Source organism: Pseudomonas sp. JV241A (assembly GCF_900275665.1).
In the GTDB taxonomy this organism is placed as follows: domain Bacteria; phylum Pseudomonadota; class Gammaproteobacteria; order Pseudomonadales; family Pseudomonadaceae; genus Aquipseudomonas; species Aquipseudomonas wadenswilerensis.
In genome coordinates, this window is the sequence record NZ_OPYO01000019.1 from 17,617 (window position 1) to 39,756 (window position 22,140).

19 protein-coding genes are annotated in these 22,140 nt (G+C 62.9%); 8 read left to right on the plus strand and 11 right to left on the minus strand.

Features of this window, described 5'->3' with window-relative positions:
- Positions 1–2: 2 nt before the first annotated feature.
- The 3 genes from napA to napE are packed head-to-tail and all read right to left on the minus strand — an operon-like array spanning position 3 to position 2,965.
- The gene (gene napA, locus JV241A_RS11625) at positions 3–2,507 is read right to left on the minus strand and encodes a nitrate reductase catalytic subunit NapA (RefSeq protein ID WP_134062609.1); all 2,505 of its coding nucleotides are present in this window, start codon (positions 2,505–2,507) and stop codon (positions 3–5) included.
- Positions 2,504–2,764, minus strand: coding sequence for a chaperone NapD (locus JV241A_RS11630; RefSeq protein WP_115086573.1), 261 nt, complete (start codon positions 2,762–2,764; stop codon positions 2,504–2,506). The genes napA and JV241A_RS11630 overlap by 4 nt, the downstream gene beginning before the upstream one ends.
- Positions 2,765–2,794: 30 nt before the next feature.
- Positions 2,795–2,965 carry a periplasmic nitrate reductase, NapE protein gene (napE, locus tag JV241A_RS11635; protein WP_115086574.1) on the minus strand — a complete coding sequence of 57 codons (171 nt, stop codon included), beginning with the start codon at positions 2,963–2,965 and terminating at the stop codon, positions 2,795–2,797.
- A gap of 156 nt (positions 2,966–3,121) precedes the next feature.
- Here napE and JV241A_RS11640 point away from each other — a divergent pair, with 156 nt between their 5' ends.
- Positions 3,122–3,472, plus strand: a complete 351-nt coding sequence (locus tag JV241A_RS11640) for a DUF3302 domain-containing protein (RefSeq protein ID WP_115086575.1) — start codon at positions 3,122–3,124, stop codon at positions 3,470–3,472.
- Positions 3,473–3,475: 3 nt separating this feature from the next.
- Entirely contained in the window at positions 3,476–4,435 is a 960-nt protein-coding gene (locus JV241A_RS11645) for an HlyD family secretion protein (protein WP_115086576.1), read from the plus strand.
- Between the two features lie 185 nt (positions 4,436–4,620).
- Here the strand turns inward: JV241A_RS11645 and JV241A_RS11650 are convergent, their stop codons facing one another.
- The 5 genes from JV241A_RS11650 to JV241A_RS11670 are packed head-to-tail and all read right to left on the minus strand — an operon-like array spanning position 4,621 to position 12,916.
- Positions 4,621–6,024, minus strand: a complete 1,404-nt coding sequence (locus JV241A_RS11650) for an ATP-binding protein (RefSeq protein ID WP_134062611.1) — start codon at positions 6,022–6,024, stop codon at positions 4,621–4,623.
- The gene (locus JV241A_RS11655; RefSeq protein WP_134062613.1) at positions 6,021–7,829 is read right to left on the minus strand and encodes a DAHL domain-containing protein; all 1,809 of its coding nucleotides are present in this window, start codon (positions 7,827–7,829) and stop codon (positions 6,021–6,023) included. The genes JV241A_RS11650 and JV241A_RS11655 overlap by 4 nt, the downstream gene beginning before the upstream one ends.
- On the minus strand, positions 7,826–8,785 hold the full coding sequence (locus JV241A_RS11660; RefSeq protein ID WP_134062616.1) for a cytochrome c peroxidase: 960 nt from the start codon (positions 8,783–8,785) through the stop codon (positions 7,826–7,828). The genes JV241A_RS11655 and JV241A_RS11660 overlap by 4 nt, the downstream gene beginning before the upstream one ends.
- 10 nt (positions 8,786–8,795) lie before the next feature.
- On the minus strand, positions 8,796–10,670 hold the full coding sequence (locus JV241A_RS11665) for a GGDEF and EAL domain-containing protein (RefSeq protein ID WP_134062618.1): 1,875 nt from the start codon (positions 10,668–10,670) through the stop codon (positions 8,796–8,798).
- A complete protein-coding gene (locus JV241A_RS11670) occupies positions 10,667–12,916 on the minus strand; it encodes a diguanylate cyclase (RefSeq protein ID WP_115086581.1) in 2,250 nt (749 codons plus the stop codon). The genes JV241A_RS11665 and JV241A_RS11670 overlap by 4 nt, the downstream gene beginning before the upstream one ends.
- A 210-nt stretch (positions 12,917–13,126) precedes the next feature.
- On the opposite strand from JV241A_RS11670, the gene JV241A_RS11675 reads away from it, so the two are divergent.
- From JV241A_RS11675 to JV241A_RS11695, 5 genes are all read left to right on the plus strand, one after another.
- Entirely contained in the window at positions 13,127–14,479 is a 1,353-nt protein-coding gene (locus JV241A_RS11675) for an HD domain-containing phosphohydrolase (RefSeq protein ID WP_134062620.1), read from the plus strand.
- A 134-nt stretch (positions 14,480–14,613) separates the two neighbouring features.
- Complete coding sequence (locus JV241A_RS11680; protein ID WP_115086583.1) at positions 14,614–15,525, plus strand: aldo/keto reductase; 912 nt, start codon at positions 14,614–14,616, stop codon at positions 15,523–15,525.
- 4 nt (positions 15,526–15,529) lie between these two features.
- Positions 15,530–16,801, plus strand: a complete 1,272-nt coding sequence (locus JV241A_RS11685) for an MFS transporter (protein WP_134062622.1) — start codon at positions 15,530–15,532, stop codon at positions 16,799–16,801.
- Positions 16,802–16,892: 91 nt separating this feature from the next.
- Positions 16,893–17,342 carry a YMGG-like glycine zipper-containing protein gene (locus JV241A_RS11690; RefSeq protein ID WP_134062624.1) on the plus strand — a complete coding sequence of 150 codons (450 nt, stop codon included), beginning with the start codon at positions 16,893–16,895 and terminating at the stop codon, positions 17,340–17,342.
- Between the two features lie 49 nt (positions 17,343–17,391).
- On the plus strand, positions 17,392–18,345 hold the full coding sequence (locus JV241A_RS11695; RefSeq protein ID WP_134062626.1) for a Dyp-type peroxidase: 954 nt from the start codon (positions 17,392–17,394) through the stop codon (positions 18,343–18,345).
- A gap of 3 nt (positions 18,346–18,348) precedes the next feature.
- On the opposite strand, the gene JV241A_RS11700 is transcribed toward JV241A_RS11695, so the two are convergent.
- Complete coding sequence (locus tag JV241A_RS11700) at positions 18,349–19,248, minus strand: LysR family transcriptional regulator (protein ID WP_115086587.1); 900 nt, start codon at positions 19,246–19,248, stop codon at positions 18,349–18,351.
- A 213-nt stretch (positions 19,249–19,461) separates the two neighbouring features.
- Here JV241A_RS11700 and moaB point away from each other — a divergent pair, with 213 nt between their 5' ends.
- Positions 19,462–20,001, plus strand: coding sequence for a molybdenum cofactor biosynthesis protein B (gene moaB / locus JV241A_RS11705; protein ID WP_134062629.1), 540 nt, complete (start codon positions 19,462–19,464; stop codon positions 19,999–20,001).
- A 178-nt stretch (positions 20,002–20,179) separates the two neighbouring features.
- On the opposite strand, the gene JV241A_RS11710 is transcribed toward moaB, so the two are convergent.
- Together JV241A_RS11710 and moaA are read right to left on the minus strand one after the other, a co-directional pair.
- Positions 20,180–21,079, minus strand: coding sequence for a bestrophin family protein (locus JV241A_RS11710; protein WP_134062631.1), 900 nt, complete (start codon positions 21,077–21,079; stop codon positions 20,180–20,182).
- Between the two features lie 4 nt (positions 21,080–21,083).
- Positions 21,084–22,088 (minus strand): GTP 3',8-cyclase MoaA, encoded by a 1,005-nt coding sequence (moaA, locus tag JV241A_RS11715; protein WP_115089528.1) that lies wholly within the window; start codon positions 22,086–22,088, stop codon positions 21,084–21,086.
- Positions 22,089–22,140: the final 52 nt, after the last annotated feature.

Genomic DNA, 22,140 nt, shown 5'->3' on the forward strand with positions numbered 1-22,140 from the left:
CCTCAGGCCACGCTGATCAGCTCGATGCGTATGGCGCATTTCTTGTAGTCGGTTTGCTTGGAGATCGGGTCGGTGGCGTCCAGGGTGACTTTGTTGATCAGCTTGTTGGCGTCGAAGAACGGCACGAACACCAGCCCCCGTGGCGGTTTGTTACGGCCACGGGTCTCGATCCGTGCACGAATCTCGCCACGCCGGCTGACCAGCTTCACTTCGCTGCCACGCCGGGCGTTGAGGGCCTTGGCGTCCTCCGGATGCATATACACCAAGGCATCCGGCACCGCCTTGTACAGCTCTTCGACGCGCTGGGTCATGGTCCCGGTGTGCCAGTGCTCGAGCACCCGGCCGGTGCTGAGCCAGAACGGATAGTCGGCATCCGGCGCTTCGGCCGGCGGCTCGTAGGGCAGGGCGAAGATGATCGCCTTTTTGTCCGGGTAGCCGTAGAACTGCACGCCGCTGCCTGCCTCGACGTAGGGGTCGAGGCCCTCGCGGTAACGCCAGCGGGTTTCCTTGCCGTCGACCACCGGCCAGCGCAAGCCGCGCTCGCTGTGGTAGCGGTCGAAGGCGGCCAGGTCATGGCCGTGGCCACGGCCAAACTGGGCGTACTCTTCGAACAGGCCTTTTTGCGGGTAGAAACCAAAGGCCTTGGCTTCATCGTTCTGGTAGCCGGCCTCCAGTTGCTCGACCGGGAACTGGTCGACCTGGCCATTTCTGTACAGCACTTCGAACAGGGTCTTGCCCTTGTATTCGGGGGTCTTGGCCAGCAACTCGGCGGGCCAGACCTCGTCGGTGGTAAAACGCTTGGAAAACTCCATCAGCTGCCACAGGTCCGAACGGGCCTCGCCCGGGGCCGTCACCAGTTGATGCCAGAACTGGGTGCGGCGTTCGGCGTTGCCGAACGCGCCTTCCTTCTCCACCCACATGGCACTGGGCAGGATCAGGTCGGCGGCCTGGGCCGACACGGTCGGGTAGACATCCGAGACGATCACGAAGTTCTCCGGCTTGCGCCAGCCCGGCAACACCTCCTGCATGATATTGGGCCCGGCGTGCATGTTGTTGCTGGCCTGGGTCCAGTACACATTGAGCACGCCGTCCTTGAGCATGCGGCTCTGCTGCACGGCGTGAAAACCGACCTTTTCCTGGAGGGTCCCGGCTGGCAGCTTCCAGATCTTCTCGGCGGTGGCGCGGTGCTTGGGGTTGGTCACCACCAGGTCAGCGGGCAAACGGTGCGAGAAGGTCCCGACCTCGCGGGCGGTGCCACAGGCCGAGGGCTGGCCGGTGAGCGAGAAGGGGCTGTTGCCCGGCTCGCTGATCTTGCCGGTGAGCAGGTGGATGTTGTAGATCAGGTTGTTGGCCCACACCCCACGGGTGTGCTGGTTGAAGCCCATGGTCCAGAACGACACCACCTTGCGCATGGGGTCGGCGTATAGCTCGGCCAGCGCCTTCAGGCGCTCCGCTGGCACGCCCGATTCCTTCGCCGCGCGCTCCAGGGTGTAGGGCCGCACGAACGCGGCGAACTGCTCGAAGTCGATATCGCTCCAGGTGTTGGCCTTGTCGGCGTTCTTGGCCTTGGCTTCCCGTGGATCGTCGGCGCGCAGGCCGTAGCCGATATCGTCGGCGCCCCGGGCAAAGCGTGTGTGCTTGCTGATGAAGTCCTTGTTCACTGCGCCGCTTTCGATGATGTGGTTGGCGATGTAGTTGAGGATCAGCAGGTCGGTTTGTGGTTTGAACACCATGGGGATGTCGGCCAGGTCGAAGCTGCGGTGCTCGAAGGTCGACAGCACCGCCACCTTGACCTGCGGCTGGCTCAGGCGGCGGTCGGTGACCCGGCTCCAGAGGATCGGGTGCATCTCGGCCATGTTCGAGCCCCAGAGCACGAAGGCGTCGGTGGCTTCGATGTCGTCGTAGCAGCCCATCGGCTCGTCCATGCCGAAGGTGCGCATGAAGCCCATCACCGCCGAGGCCATGCAGTGGCGGGCGTTGGGGTCGATGTTGTTGCTGCGAAAACCGGCCTTCATCAGCTTGTTGGCGGCGTAGCCTTCCCACACCGTCCATTGCCCGGAGCCAAACATGCCGATCGCTTCCGGGCCCTTGTTTTTCAGCGCTTCCTTGTACTTGGCGGCCATGATGTCGAAGGCCTTGTCCCAACTGATCGGCTGGAACTCGCCCTGCTTGTCGTACTGGCCGTTGCGCATGCGCAGCAACGGCTGGGTCAGGCGGTCGTTGCCGTACATGATCTTCGACAGGAAGTAGCCCTTGACGCAGTTGAGGCCGCGATTGACCTCAGCCTTGACGTCGCCATGGGTCGCCACCACGCGGTTGTCGCGGGTGGCGACCATCACGCTGCAGCCGGTGCCGCAAAACCGGCAGGGCGCCTTGTTCCAGTTCAGGGTGACCAGGTCGGCCTCGGTCACCAGGTTGCTGGCATCGGTAAAAATCGGCAGGCCGGCTGCGGCGGCAGCGATGGCGGCGGCCTGGGCCTTGGCGAATTCACGGCGGGTCATGCTCATGGGCTGTCTCCTTCTGGGGCGAGGAGTTCGTGGTAGATCAGGGCGGCGTTGAGCACGCCGGGCAGGCTGTTGATCTGTTCGATGCGCTGCAGGATCTGCTGTTCATCGCTTGCCTCGAGCACCACCACCAGCTTGCCGGCGGCGCTTTGCCGGTGCAGTTCGAGGTGGTCGAGCAGGCGCAGGTTGGCTTTCACCGCCTCGAGCAGTTCGGGGCGGGCGTGTACCACCAGGCTGGCAATGTGCAGGGCTTCATCCATGGGCTGGCTCCAGTAGTCTGCGGGCGCGGGCTATCCGTTGGGTGGGCCGGGCGGGCCGTAGAGCAACTGGTAAAACCAGACGAGAAAGCCATAGCCGCCGACAATGGCGACCGAGAGCAAGGGGAACAGGCAGACAACCAGAAACACGAACAGCAGGGTTTCCTTTCTGCGCGCAATCTTCTGTTCTTCAGCCAGTGACATGGAGCGATCTCCAGTCGAAAGTGAACTGAGCCTAGTCCAGCCTTCCATGCGCCGGCCGTGTGGCGCGACCAACGGTATACACGGCCTGCAGCTTGACAAGGCAATCGGTGATCTACACTCAAGCCACTGCTCACAGCACAGCGCCGGTAAGCGATCATGCTCGATTACTTCGCCTTGGGTTTGTTGATTTTCGTCGGCCTGGTGCTGTTCTACGGGATCATTGTGTTGCACGACATCCCCTACGAAATTGCCGTGCACCGCAATCATCCGCATCAGGATGCGATCCATGCCACCGGCTGGGTCAGCCTGTTCACCCTGCATGCGCTGTGGCCGTTCCTGTGGATCTGGGCGATGCTCTACCGCGAAGATCGCGGCTGGGGGTTCGGCGACGGCAAGTCGCCGCAAAACCATGTGCTGCGCCTGGAACAACAGGTACTCGAACTGCAACAACGCCTCGACCGACTCGAAGGAACATCCGCCGCTGACGAACGCGGCGAAGGCATCTGAGCCATGGACCTGCTACTGATCCTTACCTACGCCGCGATCTGCGTGGCGATCTTCAAGCTGTTTCGCATCCCGCTGAACAAATGGACCGTGCCCACTGCGGTACTCGGTGGCATCGTCATGATCGGTGCGCTGATCTTCACCATGAACTACAACCACCCGTATTCGGAGGTAGCGCGTTCGTATTTCGTCTCGGTGCCGGTGATCCCGGTGGTCACCGGCAAAGTGATCGAGGTGCCGGTCAAGGGCAACCAGCCGCTGGAGAAGGGCGATGTGCTGTTTCGCATCGACCCGGCGCCGTTCGAGCACCGCTTGCGCTCGCTCAAGGCGCAGATCGTCGCCGCCAGGGGTGATCTGTACCGCATCAACGAGCTGATCAAACGCAACTTCGGTACCCGCCGCGAGCAGGAAGCGGCCATCGCCCGGGTCGACGACCTGCAGGCGCAACTGGACAACGCCCAGTTCGAACTCGACAGCACCGTGGTGCGGGCGCCGAGCAAGGGCTATGTCACCCATGTATCGTTGCGCGCCGGGATGATGGCCAGTGCCTTGCCGCTGCGCCCGTCGATGGTGTTCATCCCTGAAGAGGGCCAGTACTTCGCCGCCTGGATGCGCCAGAACAGCCTGTTGCGCCTGGTGCCCGGCGATGACGCGGAAGTGGCCTTCGACGGCATTCCGGGCAAGGTGTTTCACGGCAAGGTCAAGAATGTCATCGCGGTGATCGGCGAAGGCCAGGTCCAGCCCTCCGGCAACCTGGTCAGCTACACAGGCTCCCCCCCGGCAGGGCGGGTACCGGTGATCATCGAAATCGACGACCCGGCGTTCGCCCAGTACGCCAAGCAGATGCCCGGCGGTGCCTATGGCCAGGCAGCGCTGTACAGCAAGCACTTTCCGCATATCGCCACCATGCGCAAGATCCTCCTGCGCATGGCCGCGTGGATGAACTACATCTTCCCGTTTCATTGACGGCGTGCAAATGTGCGACCTGTGGGAGCTGGCTTGCCAGCGATGAGGCCGGTACAGCCAGCACATCAGGTGTCGCCTGGATTACGACCGCTTCGCGCTCGATCGCTGGCAAGGCCAGCTCCCACAGGATTGGCGCTATATCTGTAGGAGCGGGCTTGCCCCGCGATGAGGCCATTGCTGCAGCGCTAGGCCGCCCGCGCCTGACGTATTGGCAGTTCGATCCTGAATGTAGTGCCGGCACCGAGCTCGCTGTGCACGCGGATTTCCCCTCGATGGCGCTTGATGATCCCGTACGACAACGACAATCCCAGCCCCGTACCCTGGCCAACCGGCTTGGTGGTGTAGAAGGGGTCGAAGATCTTTTGCAGGCTGTCGGCGGCTATGCCCGAGCCATTGTCGGCCACTTCAATCCATACCTGCTCGCCCTCGCAGCCGGTACGCAGGGTGATGGTGCCGCGCTCCGGGCCAATGGCCTGGGCGGCATTGACCACCAGGTTCATGATCACCTGGTTGATCTGCGAGGGCAGGCATTCGACCTCGGGCAACGGCGCATAGTCCTTGAGCACATCGGCCTTGTACTTGAGTTCGCTGGCAACGATGTTCAGGGTCGACTCGATACCCTGCTGCAGATTGGTCCACTGCCAGTCCTGGCTGGAGTCCACCCGGGAGAAGTCCTTGAGGTCCTTGACGATCTGGCCAACGCGGCTGATGCCGTCCTTGGACTCGCGGATCAGCTGGGGAATGTCCTCGAGGATGTAGTCAAGTTCGATCTCGGTGCGCAGTTTCGCCAGGCTTGCACTCAGCGCTGTCGGGTCGATGGCCGTCTCGGCGTCGCGGTAGGCCTTGAGCATGTCCTGCAAGCGGCTGAAATAGTCGTCCAGCGCCCCCAGGTTGGATGATACGAAGCCAATCGGGTTGTTGACCTCGTGGGCGACGCCTGCTGCCAACTGGCCCAGGGACGCAAGTTTCTCCGATTGCACCAGTTGGCTTTCCAGCAGCTTGCGCTCGTCGATCTCCCGTTGTAGCGCGGCGCTGGCCTGGGTCAATGCCAGGGTGCGCTGCGCGACCCGCTGTTCCAGTTGGTTCATCTGCAACTGGGCACGGGCGGTCATTTCCCACTTGGTGGTGAGGGTGTTGGCCATCTGCAGGACTTCGATGTTGTCGAACGGCTTTTTCAGGATCAGCAGGCGGTCATGGCCGTTCAGGCGGTTGAGCAACTCGTCCCAGGAGTAGTCCGAATAGGCCGTGCACACCACCACCTGCAGCAACGGGTCGTGTTGCCACAGCGCTTCAATGGTCTGCGCGCCATCCCAGCCATCGGGCATGCGCATGTCGACGAAGGCCAGGGCGTAGGGGCGCTGGCGGCTCGCTGCATCGATCAGTTTGCCCAGGCCTTCCTGGCCACCGTAGGCCGAATCGAGTTCGAACACGGTGGCGACGGCCTTGGGTGCTTCGCCGAACAGGGCGTTTTCCAGGGCATCGAGATCGGGGTTGGAGGCGCATTCCGGGGCCAGGATCTTGCGAAAATCGTCATGGATCGCCGGCGTGTCGTCGATCAACAGGATGCGCCGGTTGCAGGGCTCGGTCATGATTCACCTTCGGCGATTATCAACGGGATTTGCAGGACGAAGCGGGCACCCTTGCCCGGCCCGTCGCTGTAGGCCGCCAGGTGGCCGTTCATTTCCACCGCGGCCAGGGCGCAGCTGTGCAGGCCGAAACCATGGCCTTCCTTGCGGGTGGTAAAGCCGTGGGCAAAGATCCGCGTCATGTTTTCCGGGGCAATGCCTTCGCCTTCGTCGGTGACGCTGATCAGCAGGGTGTCGTCGAGCCGGTTGACCCCCAGGGTCATGTTGCGGGCGTGATTGCACACGTCCGACATGGCGTATTTGGCGTTGCTGATCAGGTTGATCAGAATCAGCAGCAGGCGGTGTTTATCGCCCATGATCCGCGGTACTTCGTCGTACTCCTTGAGCACCGTAACGTGGTGGCGGGTGAGGGCGCCGGCGTTCATGCGCAGGGCATCTTCGAGCAGCGTGCTGACCACCAGCGGCTCCAGCAACGTGCTGGCCCCGGCATAGGATTGCTGGGTGGCGACGATGTCCTTGATGTGATCGACGCTCTTGCTCAACTGGGTCAGCTCATCGGCCATTTCCTTCTGCTCCAGGCTGATCGCCTCGACCAGCTGGTTGAGGTAACCAGGGAGCATTTTGCCTTTGGCGTCTTCGCTCAGGTAACGCCCCAGGTCGTCGGGGTGCTCATTGATCAGCTGCATGGCCTTGCCCAGGCCCAGAGCCTTGCTGTTGCGCAGCTTGCGGGTCACCAGGTCGGCGGAAATGTTCACGCTGTTGAGCACGTTGCCGACATTATGCAGAACGTTGGTGGCGATTTCCGCCATGCCGGCCTGGCGCGCGGTGTCGAGCAGTTCGCTCTGGGTGTCCTTGAGCTGGCGGGTGCGCTCCTCGACCCGTTGCTCGAGCTCGTCGTTGGCACTGACCAGCGCGCGGTTGACCCGGTTGATCTCGCCAAAGCTGCGCATCAGGCGTATGCCCATGTAGATCAACAGCAGGACCAGCAGGGTGGAGAACACCAGCAGGTAGAAATGGTACTGCTGGTCGACCAGGGTGGCGGCACGCTCGTCGCGATCGAGCATCAACGTGATGTCGTCCAGGCGTTCGGCCACCGGCACTGCCTCGATCTGTTCAAGCAGTTGGTTGACCTTGGGTTGCTCGCGCAGGATCAAGGCAATGTGGTTGCTGAGGATATCGATGGGGACGTGGAACTCGACGGGCAGACGCTCTTTGTTGATGGCCAGCTTGTTCAGCCCGACCAGTATGTCGGCGGCCTTGTCGTCGGTGGTCATCTGGGCGAACTCGAGGCTGCTGAGCATCAGGTCGTAGGTGTCGGTGGCGATGGTGTGCAGGCGCAGTTTGTCGGCATCTGCAAGCTGCCCTAGCTGGGCCTGGATACCATCTTCGGCGGTCGGTAAAAAGGCCAGGGAATTGCGCAGCACGGCGTTATGCGACTTGAACTGTTCCACCAGCCGCGACTTCTGCGCCAGGGCGCCCTGGTAATCGGCGTAGGCCGTGCGCCAGGCGGGTGTATCGCTGTGGCCATGCAGGGCCTCTGTGGTTTCGAACGCCTGCCACAGGCGCGTCATCTCCACCAGCGGCGACACCAGCGGGTCATAGTTGTAGCTGATGGTGATGCGCGCCTTGAGGATCTCGTTTTCCCATTGCGAGTCGTATTGCTTGATCTGCCGGACCAGATCGCGGGCCCGGGCGTAGGTTTCGGTTTCATCGGCCTTGGACATGATGTACAGGTACACCAGAACCGAGGCCAACAGCGCCGCACTGGCGCCCAACAGGAACAGACCGTGCCGGTGGGTCAGTCTCATAACGGTTTGCCCTCCCATTCACCGGTCAGGGTCTTGAGGAACTGGACGATCAGCGCCTGGTCCTCGGCGCTTGGCGTGCGCCCGAGCTGATAGCGGAACATGACCTCGACCGCCGCTTCCAGGGTCGCTGCCGAGCCGTCATGAAAGTACGGTGCGGTGACCGCGACATTGCGCAGGCTGGGCACTTTGAACACATGCCGGTCGTCCTCGTCACCGGTGACGTTGTAGCGCCCCAGGTCTGCCTCGCTCGGGTTGCCGCGGTCTTTGAAGTAGTCACCCAGCACACCGAGTTTCTGGAACATGTTGCCGCCGATGTTCACCCCCTGGTGACAGGCGATGCAGCCATACTCCTGAAAGCGCTGATAGCCGTATTTTTCTTCGGTTGTGAGGGCCTCGGTGTTGCCTTGCAGGTAACGGTCGAAGCGCGAGCCGGGGGTGAGCAAGGTGCGCTGGAAGGTGGCCAGGGCATTCTGGATGCTGTGCTCGCTCACGCCTTCGCTGTAGGCCTGGGCAAAGCCGCTGCGGTACTGCGGGTCGGCGGCAATGCGTTGCACCACTACCGTCCAGTCGCTGCCCATTTCCGTCGGGCTTTGCACCACCAGGTGCGCTTGCTGCTCCAGGGTTTGCGCGCGGCCATCCCAGAACTGGCGAAAATTCAGGCTGGCGTTGAATACACTGGGGGTATTGACCGGCAAGGGCTTGGCATCGACGCCGAGCGAGCGCGGCAAACGGTCGGCACCGCCATGGTCGAGTTGATGGCAACTGGCGCAGGACAGGCTGTTGTTGCTCGACAGACGTGGATCGTTGAACAGCTTGCGGCCCAGTTCGACCCGCTCGGCAGCCAGTACCGGTAGGGCCGGCAGCGGCATGAGCGGCCCGCCAACGCTTTGTGCCAGGGCCACGGCGCTGGCGCCAAGGGTTGCTGCAACTACCAGCAAGGGGAGGGGTTGTGCCATCCATGCGCTCTCAATCGTGGGGTGCGATGCGTTGTGGGTAGGTGTGCAGCAGCCGGGCGAACGCTGCAGGGTCTAGCGGTTTGCTGAAGTAGTAGCCCTGGCCTTGCTCACAGTCCTGGGCCTTGAGGAAGCTCAGTTGCTCGGCGGTTTCAACCCCCTCGGCGATAATGTTCAGGTTCAGGCTCTTGCCCAGGCTGATGATGCTGCTGACCAGCCGGGCATCGTTGTTGTCGCTGCCCATCTCGCGGACAAAAGACTTGTCGATCTTCAACACATCGACGGGGAATTTCTGCAGATAGCTGAGGCTCGAATACCCGGTGCCGAAGTCATCGATGGCCAGGCGCACACCCAGTTGCTTGATCGCCTGCAGGGTGACGACCGTGGCGTCGACGTTGCGCATCAGCACGCTTTCGGTGATTTCCAGTTCGAGCAGCGACGGGTCAAGGCCGGTGTCATTGAGCACGCCGGCCAGGTTGTCGACAAAGCCGCGCTGGCGAAAGTCCATGGCCGAGACATTCACCGAAACGCGCAATGGCGCCATTCCTTGCGCTTGCCACGCGCGTGCCTGGCTACAGGCCTGGCGTAGCACCCACTGGCTGAGGGCGATAATCAGGCCGCTGTCCTCGGCCACCGGAATGAAATCGGCGGGGTACACCCAGCCGTGGTCGGGACGCTGCCAGCGCACCAGCGCCTCGGCACCGACGATGGTGCCGTGGCGCAAGTCCACCTTGGGCTGATAGTGCAGGACAAACTCGTCACGCTTGAGGGCCAGGCGCAGGCCGCTTTCCATAGACTGCTGGCGGCGCGCGCGCAGGTTCATGTCGTCGATGAAAAAGTTGAAATCGTTGGGGCCGCTGTCCTTGACATTGCGCATCGCGGTCTCGGCCTTCTTGATCAGCCACACCGGGTCGCTACCGTCATCGGGATAAAGGCTGATACCCATGCTCGCGGTCACCGTCAGGTCATGGCCCGCCAGGGCATGCGGCATGCTGATCGAGGCCAGGAGCTTTTCGGCGACGCCCTGGGTTTGCTGCGGATGGACAATGTCGCAGAGGATCACCACGAACTCGTCGGCGCCGTAGCGGAACACCGAGTCCGACTCGCGTACGCTGCTGGTCAGCCGTGCTGCGACCTGTTTGAGCACTTCGTCGCCGACCGGATGGCCAAGGGCATTGTTGATGCGCTTGAAGCGGTCCAGGCCAAGGAACATCACCGCGGCCTTGCGCTCGTGACGACGCGCATGCAACAGATGCTGGGTCAGGCGGTCACCGAGCAGTGTGCTGTTGGGCAAACCGGTAAGGGCGTCGTAGTGCAGCAGTCGGGACACCTGCAGCAGCTCCTGCACCCGCTCCTCGACGGTGCGTTGCAGATCATGCAGCTTGCGCGTGGCGTCCTGGGCCAGTTGCCACTTCCAGCTCAGGGCATTGGCCATCTGGCGGATTTCCAGACTGTCGAAGGGTTTTTTCAGGATCAGCAACTGGTCGCCGAACTCGATGTGCTCGGCCAGTTCGTCCCAGGAGTAGTCCGAGAACGCCGTGCACAGGGCAATTTGCAGGTGCGGGTCGGCCTTCCACAATGCCTTGACGGTTTCCAGGCCATCCCAGCCAGGGGGCATGCGCATGTCGGTGAATGCCATGGCGTAGGGACGGCCTTGCGCACGTGCGCGGGTGACCAGCTCCAGCGCGTCTTCACCCCGGTAGGCGGAATCGAGTTCGAACTGCAGGCGTCGCCTGGCGGATGAGCCGAACAGCAGCGCCTCGGTAGCTTCCAGCGACTCCCGGCCCAGCGGCTCGGGGCTGAGGATCTTGCGAAAATCCTGATGGATTGCCGGGGTGTCGTCGATGATCAGGATTCGCCGGTTGGCGGGTTGGCTGAGCGGGTTCATCGCCTCACCTGCGGCAGTGGCATGCTGTCGAGCTTCAGCAGTTCCAGCGCCTGGGCGCTGTCCAGCGAGCGGCTGAAGGCATGGCTGATCGGCTGGGCAGCGTCGCTTCCGAGGAGGTCATGTGGCTGCGACAGTTCATGCCGGTCGGCGATGATGCCGATACCGACGTCACGGGCAAAGTTGATGATGGCGCGCAAGGTCTGCGCGCAATCGGGGTCGTTGCTGGCGCAGTCGAGTAGTTGCGGGGCCAGTTTGAGATGGTTGACCCGGTAGGTCTTGAGGTAGTCGAACGAGGAATACTCGCTGCCGAAATTGTCGATGGCGATCTTCACCCCCAATTGGCACAGCCGGGGAAGGATATCGTTGTGGGTCCACTTGGTTTGCGCCAGGGTCGCTTCGGTGACGTCGAAGCGCAATTCCCAGGGGCAGATGTTCCAGCGGGCGGTGGTGCGCAACACGTCGTAGATCAGGTCCGCGCCCGACTTGAGCTGGGTCAGTGAAACCTCCATGGCGATCAACGGTGGCGCGATGCCCTGGTCATGCCACTGGCGCATCTGCCGACACGCCTGGTCCAGCAGCCAATGGCCAAGGGCGATGCTGACACCGGTTTTTTCCGCCGCCGGCATGAACACCTCGGGTGCCAGCCAGCCGCGCTCGGGGTGCAGCCAGCGCACCCGGGCCGCCATGCCGAGCACCTTGCCACTCCCCAGGTCGATCTCCGGCAGGAACTGCAACTGCAGCTCGTCGTGCTCCAGCGCGTGCTTGAGGTCGTTGGCCAGGGTTACCCGCTCGCCGACTTCGCGGGTGATCTCCTCGCTATGGAACTGGAACTGGTTGCGGCCTTTTTCCTTGGCCCGGTACAGGGCCATGTCCGATTGTGCCAGCAAGCCATCGGCGCTCAGGCACTGGGGGGTGTACAGGCTGATGCCGATGCTCGACGACAGGCGCACGGCATTGTTGTCCAGGTAGTAGGGCTGGGCCAGGGCATCGCAGACCTTGCTGGCCAGGGCGGCACAGCGGGTCGGCTCGTCGACGTCCAGTTGCAGAATGGCAAACTCGTCGCCACCCAGGCGGGCAACCACGTCGTTCTCGCGGGTGCAGGCGCTGAGCCGTCGTGCCACCTCCTGCAACAGCAAGTCACCGACCGGATGGCCGAGGGTGTCATTGACCCGTTTGAAATGATCCAGGTCCAGGTAGAACATCGCAAATGGCGTTGCACCGCGCCTGGCGGCGGCAAACGCCTGGTGCAGGCGCTCGATCAGCATGGCCCGGTTGGCAAGGCCGGTGAGGCCATCGGTACGTGCCATCAGTGCGAATTTCTCTTCGGCCAGGCGGCGCTCGGTAATGTCGAGGATGATGCCTTCGATTTCCACCAGCTGGCCCTGGGCGTTGCGTACCGGGATATAGCGGTTCTCGACCCAGCGCAGGGTGTCATCGGCGGTGCGCAGGCGGAACTCGATGGAGGCCGCGGCGGCATCACGGTCCAGTACCCGCGCCATGGCCTCGTCGAGTTTGCCCAGGTCATCGGCATGCACCAGGGTGCTGGCCCAATCCGCAGCACCGACCAGCCGGGCTGCCGAGTGACCGAACTTGGTGATGTTGTGCGAGATGTACATCAGGGCAAAGGGCGGCTCGCCCCTTAGCCGGTAGAGAATGGTCGGGCTGTTCTGCACGATGATATTGGCATCGGCCAGCTCGCGGGTGCGCGCTTCGACCGCCTGCTCCAGGCGTTCGGCCTTGAGTGCGGCCTGTTCGGTCATCTGCCATTTGACCGTCAGGGCATTGGCCATTTGCCGGATCTCGATGGCATCGAAAGGCTTTTTCAGGATCAGCAGGCGGTCACCCAGGTCAAGCTGGCCGGCGATGTCTTCCCATGAATAGTCGGAATAGGCGGTGCAGAGCGCAACCTGCAATTTGGGATCGACCTGCCAGAGCCGTGCGATGGTCTGCAGGCCGTCCCAGCCGGGCGGCATGCGCATATCGATGAACGCCATGGCATAGGGCGCCTGGGCATTCAGGGCCGCCTCGACCTTGGCCAGCGCCTGCTCGCCCTGGAAGGCTGAATCGAGGTCGAAGTGCTGGGCTGGCGCCGTCGGCGGGGCGCCGAACAGCGCGTGCTCGGTTTCCCCTAGCGCGTCGTGGGTGCAGGAGCCGGCGTCGAGGATCTTGCGAAAGTCCTCATGAATTGACGGCGTATCGTCGACGATCAGAATCCGGCGATTGATGTCGGTCGGTGGCTGGCTCATCGCAACGCTCCGATGGCGCGCGCAACCGGCAAGTGGACGTGCATCGGGCAACCCTCCCTGGTAGCAATGCTCATGGAACACCTTCAGGGTCAGCATAGTCAGGCAAATGCCCATGCGCGAACCCGGGCACAAAGGTCGACCGTTTCGGCAAATGTCATCTAGCCTGTGTTCAGGAGCTGGTGCGCAGGCCCAAGGTGCAGGGAGGGGACCATGGAAGAACCCGTAGCGGATAAACCCGTCGTGTTGCTGGTCGACGACGAAACCTCGATTCTCAACAGCTTGCGCCGCCTGCTGCGCAACCAGCCTTACGAGGTGTTGCTGGCTGAAAGCGGCGCCCAGGCCCTGGAAGTGCTTGAACAGCGCCCGGTCAGCCTGGTGATCAGCGATGCGCGCATGCCCAACATGGACGGCGCCACCTTGCTGGCGCACATCCATCAGCGTTTTCCCGCGACCTTGCGCATCCTGCTCACTGGCTATGCCGACATGGACACCATCGCCAAAGCCATCAACGACGGTCAGATCCATCGCTATATCAGCAAACCCTGGAATGACGAAGAATTGCTGGTAACCCTGCGCCAGGCGCTGGCCTACCAGCATTCGGAAAGCGAACGGCGACGCCTGGAACAGTTGGCCCAGACGCAGAACCAGCAACTCAAGGCGCTCAACGCCAGCCTCGAACAGCGCGTTGCGGCGCGTACCGCCGAACTGCAGCAGACCGCCGACATGCTCGACCTGGCCTACGAAGAACTCAAGCGCAGTTACGTGACCGGCACCGAAGTGTTCTCGCTGCTGGCCAACCTGCGCCTGCCCAAAGCCAAGCAGACCAACCGCCAGGTCATCGAACTGATCCGCGTGTGCTGCACCCGCCACCGTCTGGACGAAGGCCGCAGCCGCGACCTGACCATGGCGGCGGCGCTGTACAACATCGGCAAGATGAGCTGGAGCGACAGCATGCTGACGTGCCCGGCGGACCTGCTGCCGCATACCGAGCGCGATCTGTACCGGGCCTATCCGCAGCACAGCGAGTCGCTGGTAATGACCCTGGAGCCGATGAAGGAAGCGGCGCGCATCATCCTTCACCACCAGGAACGCTGGGATGGCAGCGGCTTTCCCGGCCGTCTCAAGGGTGAGGCCATTCCCCAGGATGCGCGCTGGCTGAAACTGGCGGTGGATTTCATCGAGCTGCAACGCGGCTTGATCCTTGAACGGCAAATGAACAGCGATGAAGCGCTGGTGTATATCCGCAGGTACGCCGGCAAGCTATACGACCCGGGGCTGGTGGAGGATTTCGTCAAGGTCTGCGCCGAGTTCCTCAGTGACGTGACCCTGGCCGATCCGACGGTCAAGGTGCTGAGCACCCGCGATCTGGCTGGCGGCATGGTGCTGGCGCGCAATCTCAATGCCGACAACGGCATGCTCCTGCTCAATGCTGGCAAAGTGCTGAGCGCGGCACTGGTGGACAAGCTGATCGCCTTCGAAGAGATGGAGGGCGGCAAGTACAGTATTTTCGTCAAAGCTCCCGAGGAACTGGTATTGCCTGCCGTTGCGCAAACCACGGCTTGATACGGTGGAGTACAAATGTACTCCGTGGCGGTTTTACATGCAGTAACGAATGCCGGTGCACTGCTTTCGGCATGCTTACGCAGGTGGCACTAAGCTTTTAGCCCTTGAGCCCAGGTCTTCTCAGGAGGTGTGCCATGCCTACCCGTCGCCACTTTCTCGCGGCCAGTGCCACCCTGGCCGCAGGGCTGGCTTTCACCCGCGCGGCCTTTGCCCAGCCCCGCACGGGATTGCTGACCCGTAAGATTCCTGCAACGGGCGAGGCGCTGCCGGTAATCGGTGCCGGTACTTCCGGCAGTTTCGAGGTCGAGGCCGGTTCCGCCGAGTACCAACAGCTCAAGGAAGTGCTCAAGGTGTTCTTTAACGGCGGCGGCCGAGTGATCGACACCTCGCCCAACTACGGCGGCGCCGATGCAATGCTTGGCCAGTTGCTGGAGGAGGGTGGCTGGCGGGATAACACCTTCATCGCCACCAAGATCGCTGCTGACAGCCGCGCGGGGGCCGAAGCGCAGTGGGCCGGGTCCCTGCAAAAGCTGCGTACCGACAAGGTCGACCTGCTGCAGATCCACAACCTGCGCGACTGGCGGCACCAATTGCCCTATGCCCGCGAACTCAAGGCCCAGGGCCTGACCCGTTATGTCGGCGTAACCCACTACATTGACAGCGGCCTGGATGAGCTGGAGCAGATCCTGCGCAGTGAAGCCCTGGACTTCATCCAGATCCATTATTCGGTCAATGCTCCCAATGCCGCGCGTACGGTACTGCCTCTGGCCCAGGACAAGGGCGTGGCGGTATTGATCAACCGCGCTTTCGACGACGGCCGGCTATTTGCCAGGGTCAAGGGCCAGGCCTTGCCCGGCTGGGCGACAGAGGCGGGGATCGGCAGCTGGGCGCAGCTGTTTCTCAAGTTCGCCATCAGCCACCCGGCAGTGACCACCGTGATCCCGGCCACCAGCCGCCCGGATCGCCAACTGGATCAGCTCAAGGCCGGCAGCGGGCCGCTGCTCGGGGCCCAGCAACAACAAGAACTGATCAAGCAGTTCGGCTAAGGCCATGAAACGCCTGAGCACCCGGCTGTTGAATGTCAGGCCCGGCGAATCGCCGGCGGTGGTCGCTGGCCTGGCCTTGTTCTTTCTGTTGTTCGCCGGCTACTTCATGTTGCGCCCGGTGCGCGAGACCATGGGCGTGGCCGGTGGCGTCGAGAACCTGCAATGGCTGTTCACCGGCACCTTCATCGTCACCCTGATTGCCTTGCCGTTGTTCGGCTGGCTGGCTTCCAAGGTACAGCGCCGGCGTATCCTGCCCTGGACCTATGCGTTCATGGCCAGCAACCTGCTGCTGTTCGCCGCCTTGTTTGCCGTGCAACCCGACAACCTGTGGGGCGCGCGGGCGTTCTACATCTGGTTGTCGATGTTCAACCTGCTGACCATCTCGCTGGCCTGGAGCGTGCTCGCCGACCTGTTCTCCAGCGAGCAGGCCAAGCGCCTGTTTGGTTTGCTGGCGGCGGGGGCAAGTTTCGGCGGCTTGCTCGGGCCGTTGCTCGGGACCTTGCTGGTGGGGCTGATCGGCCATGCAGGGCTGGTGGTGCTGGCCACGGTGTTCCTGCTCGGTAGCGTGGTCGCGGCCATGTACCTGCAGCACTGGCGCGACCTGTATCCGTTACCGGCGCAAACCGAGCACCCCCGTTCAAAACCGTTGGGCGGCAATCCTTTTGCGGGTGCCAGCGAGGTGTTGCGTTCGCCCTACCTGCTGGGCATCGCGGTGTTCGTGATGTTGCTGGCCAGCGTTAGCACCTTCCTGTACTTCGAGCAGGCGCGGCTGGTGGCCGAGCACTTTACCAGCCGCACCGAACAGACCCAGGTGTTCGGCCTGATCGACAGCGCCGTGCAGGCCCTGGCGATTCTTACCCAGGTGTTCGTCACCGGGCATATTGCGCGCAAGCTCGGGGTCGGGGTGTTGCTGGTGGCGGTGCCATTGGTGATGGTGCTGGGGTTTATCTGGCTGGCCCTGACGCCGCTGTTTGCCGTGTTCGTGCTGGTCATGGTGGTGCGCCGGGTGGGTGAGTACGCGCTGGTGCGGCCGGGGCGCGAGATGCTCTACACCGTGGTGGAGCCGGAGCAGAAGTACAAGGCCAAGAATTTTACCGACACCGTGGTCTATCGCGGCGGCGATGCCGTGAGTGGCTGGCTCAAGCGTGGGCTGGATGTCATGGGCGATCATCCGCAACTGGCGATGTTGATCGGCGCGGGTATTGCCTTGGGCTGGGCGGGGACCGGATGGTGGCTGGGGCGTCAGCAGCGCCGGCGCGAGGATGGGCGCCATTGATGTGCTGGCTGAACCGGCCCCATCGCGGGTCAAGCCCGCTCCCACAAGTTGCCAGCTACACTGTTTCTACTGTCTGATTCCGGAGTCCATCATGAACAGGTTGCCATCCATTGGCCTGTGCCTGGTTTTGTCGGCTGTGTGTGCCCAGGGCTGGGCCGAAACCGTGGTGCCGATCAAGGGCCAGAGCGCCCAGCAGGTACAGACTGATATCAACGATTGCCATAACGTCGCCGCCAGCTCCACGACCAGCCAGCCCCATGTCGGTGGCCGGGTACGCGGCGCGGCCGTGGGCGCTGCCGCCGGAGCTGCAGGCGCTGAGGTGCGGGGTCGTCAGCACGATGAGGTGTACGACCGGGTCGACGACGATGTCAAACAGCAATACCGGCAGAACCGTGCCGGTGAAACCGCCGCTGCCGGTGCGGTGGTCGGCGGCGCCCGGCAGCGTCAGGAACGCCGCGAGGACCGGCGCACCAGCGAGGCAACCAGCGCCTCGGCCTACACCAGTTGCCTGCAGAACAGGGGGTACCAGGTCACGCCATAGGCGCCGTTGATCTGCTAGTCTGCTGGCTTTGATCCGTGTGCAGGCAGCCATGAACAACGATATTCCTGAACCCCAAGCGGTGTGCAGCCCGATCACCAGCAGCGCGATTTTCATGGTCGCCACCCTGGCGCCCGGCCGTGACGCGCTGCACACCGTGCGCGAATGGTGCGCCGATATCGCCGGCCTGACCCGCTCGGTCGGCAAGCGCGTGCCGGCGGGCAACCTGTCGTGCGTGTGCGGTTTTGCCGCCAGTGCCTGGGACCAGCTGTTCGGCGGGCCGCGGCCAGCGGCCTTGCACCCGTTCCGTGAGTTTGGCGTAGAAGGGCGCCGCGCACCGGCCACCCCCGGCGACATCCTCCTGCACATCCGCGCCGACCAGATGGACCTGTGCTTTGAACTGGCCACCCAGCTGATGACGGCCTTGGGCGATGCGGTCAAGGTGGTGGATGAAGTGCAGGGCTTTCGCTATTTCGACATGCGCAGCATCGTCGGCTTCGTCGATGGCACCGAGAACCCGGTCGGTCGCCAGGTACCCAAGTTCACCCTGATCGGTGATGAAGACCCGGCCTTCAGTGGCGGCAGCTATGTGCTGGTGCAAAAGTACCTGCACAACATGACCGCCTGGAACGCGCTGCCGGTGGAGGCGCAGGAGCGGGTCATCGGCCGCACCAAGCTGTCGGACATCGAGCTCGGTGACGAGGTCAAGCCCAGCAACTCCCACAGCGCCCTGACCACCATCACCGGCGCGGACGGCGAAGAGCTGAAGATCCTGCGGGACAACATGCCGTTCGGCCGCCCCGGCGCGGGTGAGTTCGGTACTTACTTCATCGGCTATGCACGTTCGCCGGCACCGATCGAACTGATGCTCGAGAACATGTTCGTCGGCCGTCCGGTCGGCAACTATGACCGCCTGCTGGATTTCAGCACGGCGGTCACCGGCGGGCTGTTCTTCGTGCCCTCGGCCGAGCTGCTCGAAGACCTGGCCGAGCGGACACCAGACTAGTGCCTACGCCGGTTTCAATTCGCTGTCGAGCAGTGATTTAACCTCGGCAAAGCACTTCTCCGCGATTGCCGAACGCGGCTCGGTACGCCGCAGCAGCAAGCCGATGGGGGCATGCACGCTGGCAGCACTGATCGGCACGATGCGCAGGTGCTCGCTCAAGCCTTCCAGGCCGTAATCCAGCGGCATGATCGCGCAGCACATGCCGGCGCAGGCGGCCTGGATCAACTGGTAGCTGGAATCGCTTTCCAGCACCGCATGGGGCTGCAGGCCGCGGCTGCGAAAGCTCAGGTCGACCGACTGGCGATAATGCATGCCCTTGCTCAACAGCCCCAGGGGCACTTCGCTGACCGCTTCCCAGGGGAGTTCAGCCTGCTCGAACTGGAAATGACGCACGTCGTACAACAGGCCCATGCGCGTGGTGCCCAGTTCGATCACGTCGAAATAGGCGCTGTTGATCTGGTCCAGGTAGCAGATACCCAGGTCCAGCTGGTTGCGGCTCAGGCCATCGGTGATCTGCTCCGAGCTCAAGGATGACAGCTGGAACTGCAGCTCCGGATAGCGCTGGGCCAGGGGCTGGAGAAACTGCATGGGGTTGAAGCTCGACAGCGGCACCATGCCCAGGCGCAGGCTGCCGACGATCTGCCCGCGGCAACTGGCGGCTTCGGCCTGCAAGCCGTCATAGGCGGCAAGCAAGGTGCGGGCCCAGGCCAGGATGCGCTCGCCGGCCTCAGTGAAGCCCTCAAAACGCTGGCCACGGGTTACCAGCACCAGGTTCAGTTCGTCTTCCAGGTTGCGCAGACGCATCGACAACGTCGGCTGGGTGATATGGCACAGCGCCGCGGCCTGGCCGAAGTGGCGGGTCTGGTCCAGGGCGAGGAGAAACTTGAGTTGTTTGATATCCATGGCACAGCCTGGCAAGTCAGTGGGGGCGGGTGGGAAAACGGTAAAGCAAAGGGCCAGGCCCGTCCAATGAGCATTAGTGACCGGGTGATAGAGGCGCTTGATCAGTAGACGATAGACCCACTCGATAAGCCGGTCGGATCTATCGATTGGACGCTGCCGGTGTTTAGTTCTAGCGTTGCCCGCAACTTCCTGACTGCTGCCAAGGGGCTTTGCATGAGTATCAAACTGGACGCGGCCTTTGTGCCGCTGAATATCGCCGTGCTGACCGTCAGTGACACCCGCAGCTTTGACAACGACACCTCTGGCGAACTGCTTGCCAGGCGCGCGGTGGAGATGGGGCACCGGTTGGTTGATCGGGTGTTGCTCAAAGATGACCTGTACAAGATTCGCGCCCAGGTGGCGGGCTGGATTGCCGAAGACGACGTGCAGGTGGTGCTGATCACCGGCGGTACCGGCTTTACCGGCCGCGACAGTACCCCGGAGGCGGTGGCCTGTTTGTTCGACAAGCACATCGACGGTTTTGGCGAGCTGTTCCGCGCCTTGTCGATCCTCGACATCGGCACCTCCACCGTACAGACCCGCGCCCTGGCGGGCCTGGCCAATGGCACCCTGGTGTGCTGCCTGCCCGGCTCCACCGGCGCCTGTCGCACCGCCTGGGAAGGCATCCTCGCCGAACAACTGGATGCCCGCCATCGGCCTTGCAACTTCGTTGCCCACCTCAAGCCTGGCAAGCTGTGCGAATCGCGCCAGTGAACTAATCGCGGGGCACCGCTCCCACAGGTCTTGCGCCGACCTTGTGGGAGCCGGTCTTGCCGGCGATCGAGCGCGAAGCGGTCGTAACTCAACCCACAGCTGATGTGCTGGTTTCAGTGGCCCCATCGCTGGCAAGCCAGCTAGCACAGGTATTGCGCCGACCCCGCGATGGGGCGCTTCAGCTCAAGACAAAATCCACCGGCAACAGCGGCGGCGGCAGGTCCTTGCGCCCGGTTGCACCCAGCAGCTCGCGCTCCAGCGTACGCACCATGGCATCGGTTGGCAGATCGTTCTCGTCGCGGCCAAACGGGTCCTCGAGCTCGTCGCTGATCGCATCCAGGCCGAAGAAGGTGTAGCTGACGATCAAGGTGAAGATCGGTGCCAGCCAGCCCAGCGGCTCGGCCATGGCGAACGGCAGCAGGATGCAGAAGATGTAGATGGTGCGGTGCAGCAGCAGGGTGTAAGGGAAGGGCAGCGGTGTGGTCTTGATCCGCTCGCACACCGCCTGCGCCTCCGACAACCCGCGCAATCGCTGCTCCAGGTTGAGGTAACGCCATTCGCTGATCTGCTGTTGCTCGGCCAGTTGCGAACAGCGCTTGCCGATGCTTTGCAGGATCCCGTCGCTGATGTTGTGCAGCGGCAAGTTCGAAGACTCTGCCACCCAGGGTTGCGCCGCTTGCAGCTCATCTTCGCCACGCAACCTGGCATTGAGCGCATGGGCATAGCCACACAGCGCCAGCAGCAATCCATCGCGGGTCTTGCGGTCGGCAATCGCCACGCTCTCGCGAATGAACGAGCGCACCTCGATGATCATCTGCCCCCAGGCCTTGCGCCCCTCCCACCAGCGGTCGTAGCAGGCGTTGTTGCGAAAGCTCATGAAGATCGACAGGGAAATACCCAGCAGGGTGAAGGGTGTGGCGTTGACCTTGGCGAAGAACGCCGGATGCAGGTTCTCCACCAGCACGATCAGCGATGCCAGGGCGGTGACCATCACGCTGCGCCGGGCAATGCGTTTGGCGATCGAGCCTTTGAGGGAAACCAGGACGTTGAGCAGGTTGGGTTTGGGATGGACGATCATCGGGCTAGCCGCCAGTCATGTTCATGAAGCGCAGGATCTGCACCTCACCGTTGATATCGAAGGTGTGGCTGTAAGGCTTGAGGGTCATGGCCTGGCGGATGGCCTTGTCCAGGCGTTCAGTGTCACCCGGGTGGGCACGCAGCACCTGCTTGAGGTCGGCGGAATGTTCATTGCCCAGGCACAACAGCAGCCGCCCTTCGACGGTCAGCCGCACACGGTTGCAGGTGCCGCAGAAATTGTGGCTGTGGGGCGAAATGAAGCCGATACGGATGTCCGGTGCTTCGGCCAGGCGCCAGTAACGCGACGGGCCCTGGGTCGATTCGGCCGATTCGAGCAGGGTGAAGTGCTCGGCGATACGCGCACGCACCTCGTCGCTTGAGCAATAGGACTCGCTGCGCTGGTGCTCGCTGATCACGCCCAAGGGCATTTCTTCGATAAACGAGATGTCCAGTTGGCGGTCGATGGCAAAGCGCACCAGGTCGACCACTTCATCATCGTTGCGGCCCTTGAGCACCACGCAATTGAGCTTGGTGCGGCGAAAGCCTGCGGCATGGGCGGCATCGATGCCGGCAATCACCTGGGCCAGGTCGCCGGTACGGGTCAGGGCCTTGAAGCGCTGGGCATCGAGGCTGTCGAGGCTGATGTTCAGGCGCGACAGGCCGGCATCGAACAGCGGCTGGGCCAGGCGGGTGAGCTGCGAGCCATTGCTGGTCATGCACAGCTCGCGCAGGCCAGGCAGGGCGGCAACCCGGGCGCACAGCTCGACGATGCCCGCGCGCACCAGCGGCTCGCCGCCGGTCAGGCGGATCTTGCGGGTGCCCATGGCGACAAAGCGTTCAGCAAGCTGATACAGCTCTTCAAGGGTGAGGATGCGCTGGCGCGGCAGGAACTGCATGTCTTCGGCCATGCAATAGACGCAGCGAAAGTCGCAGCGATCGGTGACCGACATGCGCAGGTAATCGATTTTCCGACTGTAGCCGTCGACCAGTTGTTTGCCGTTTGCACTCATGATGGGCAGGGCCTCTTATATCGCGGCAGAGATGCTGTTTGGAGAATAAACC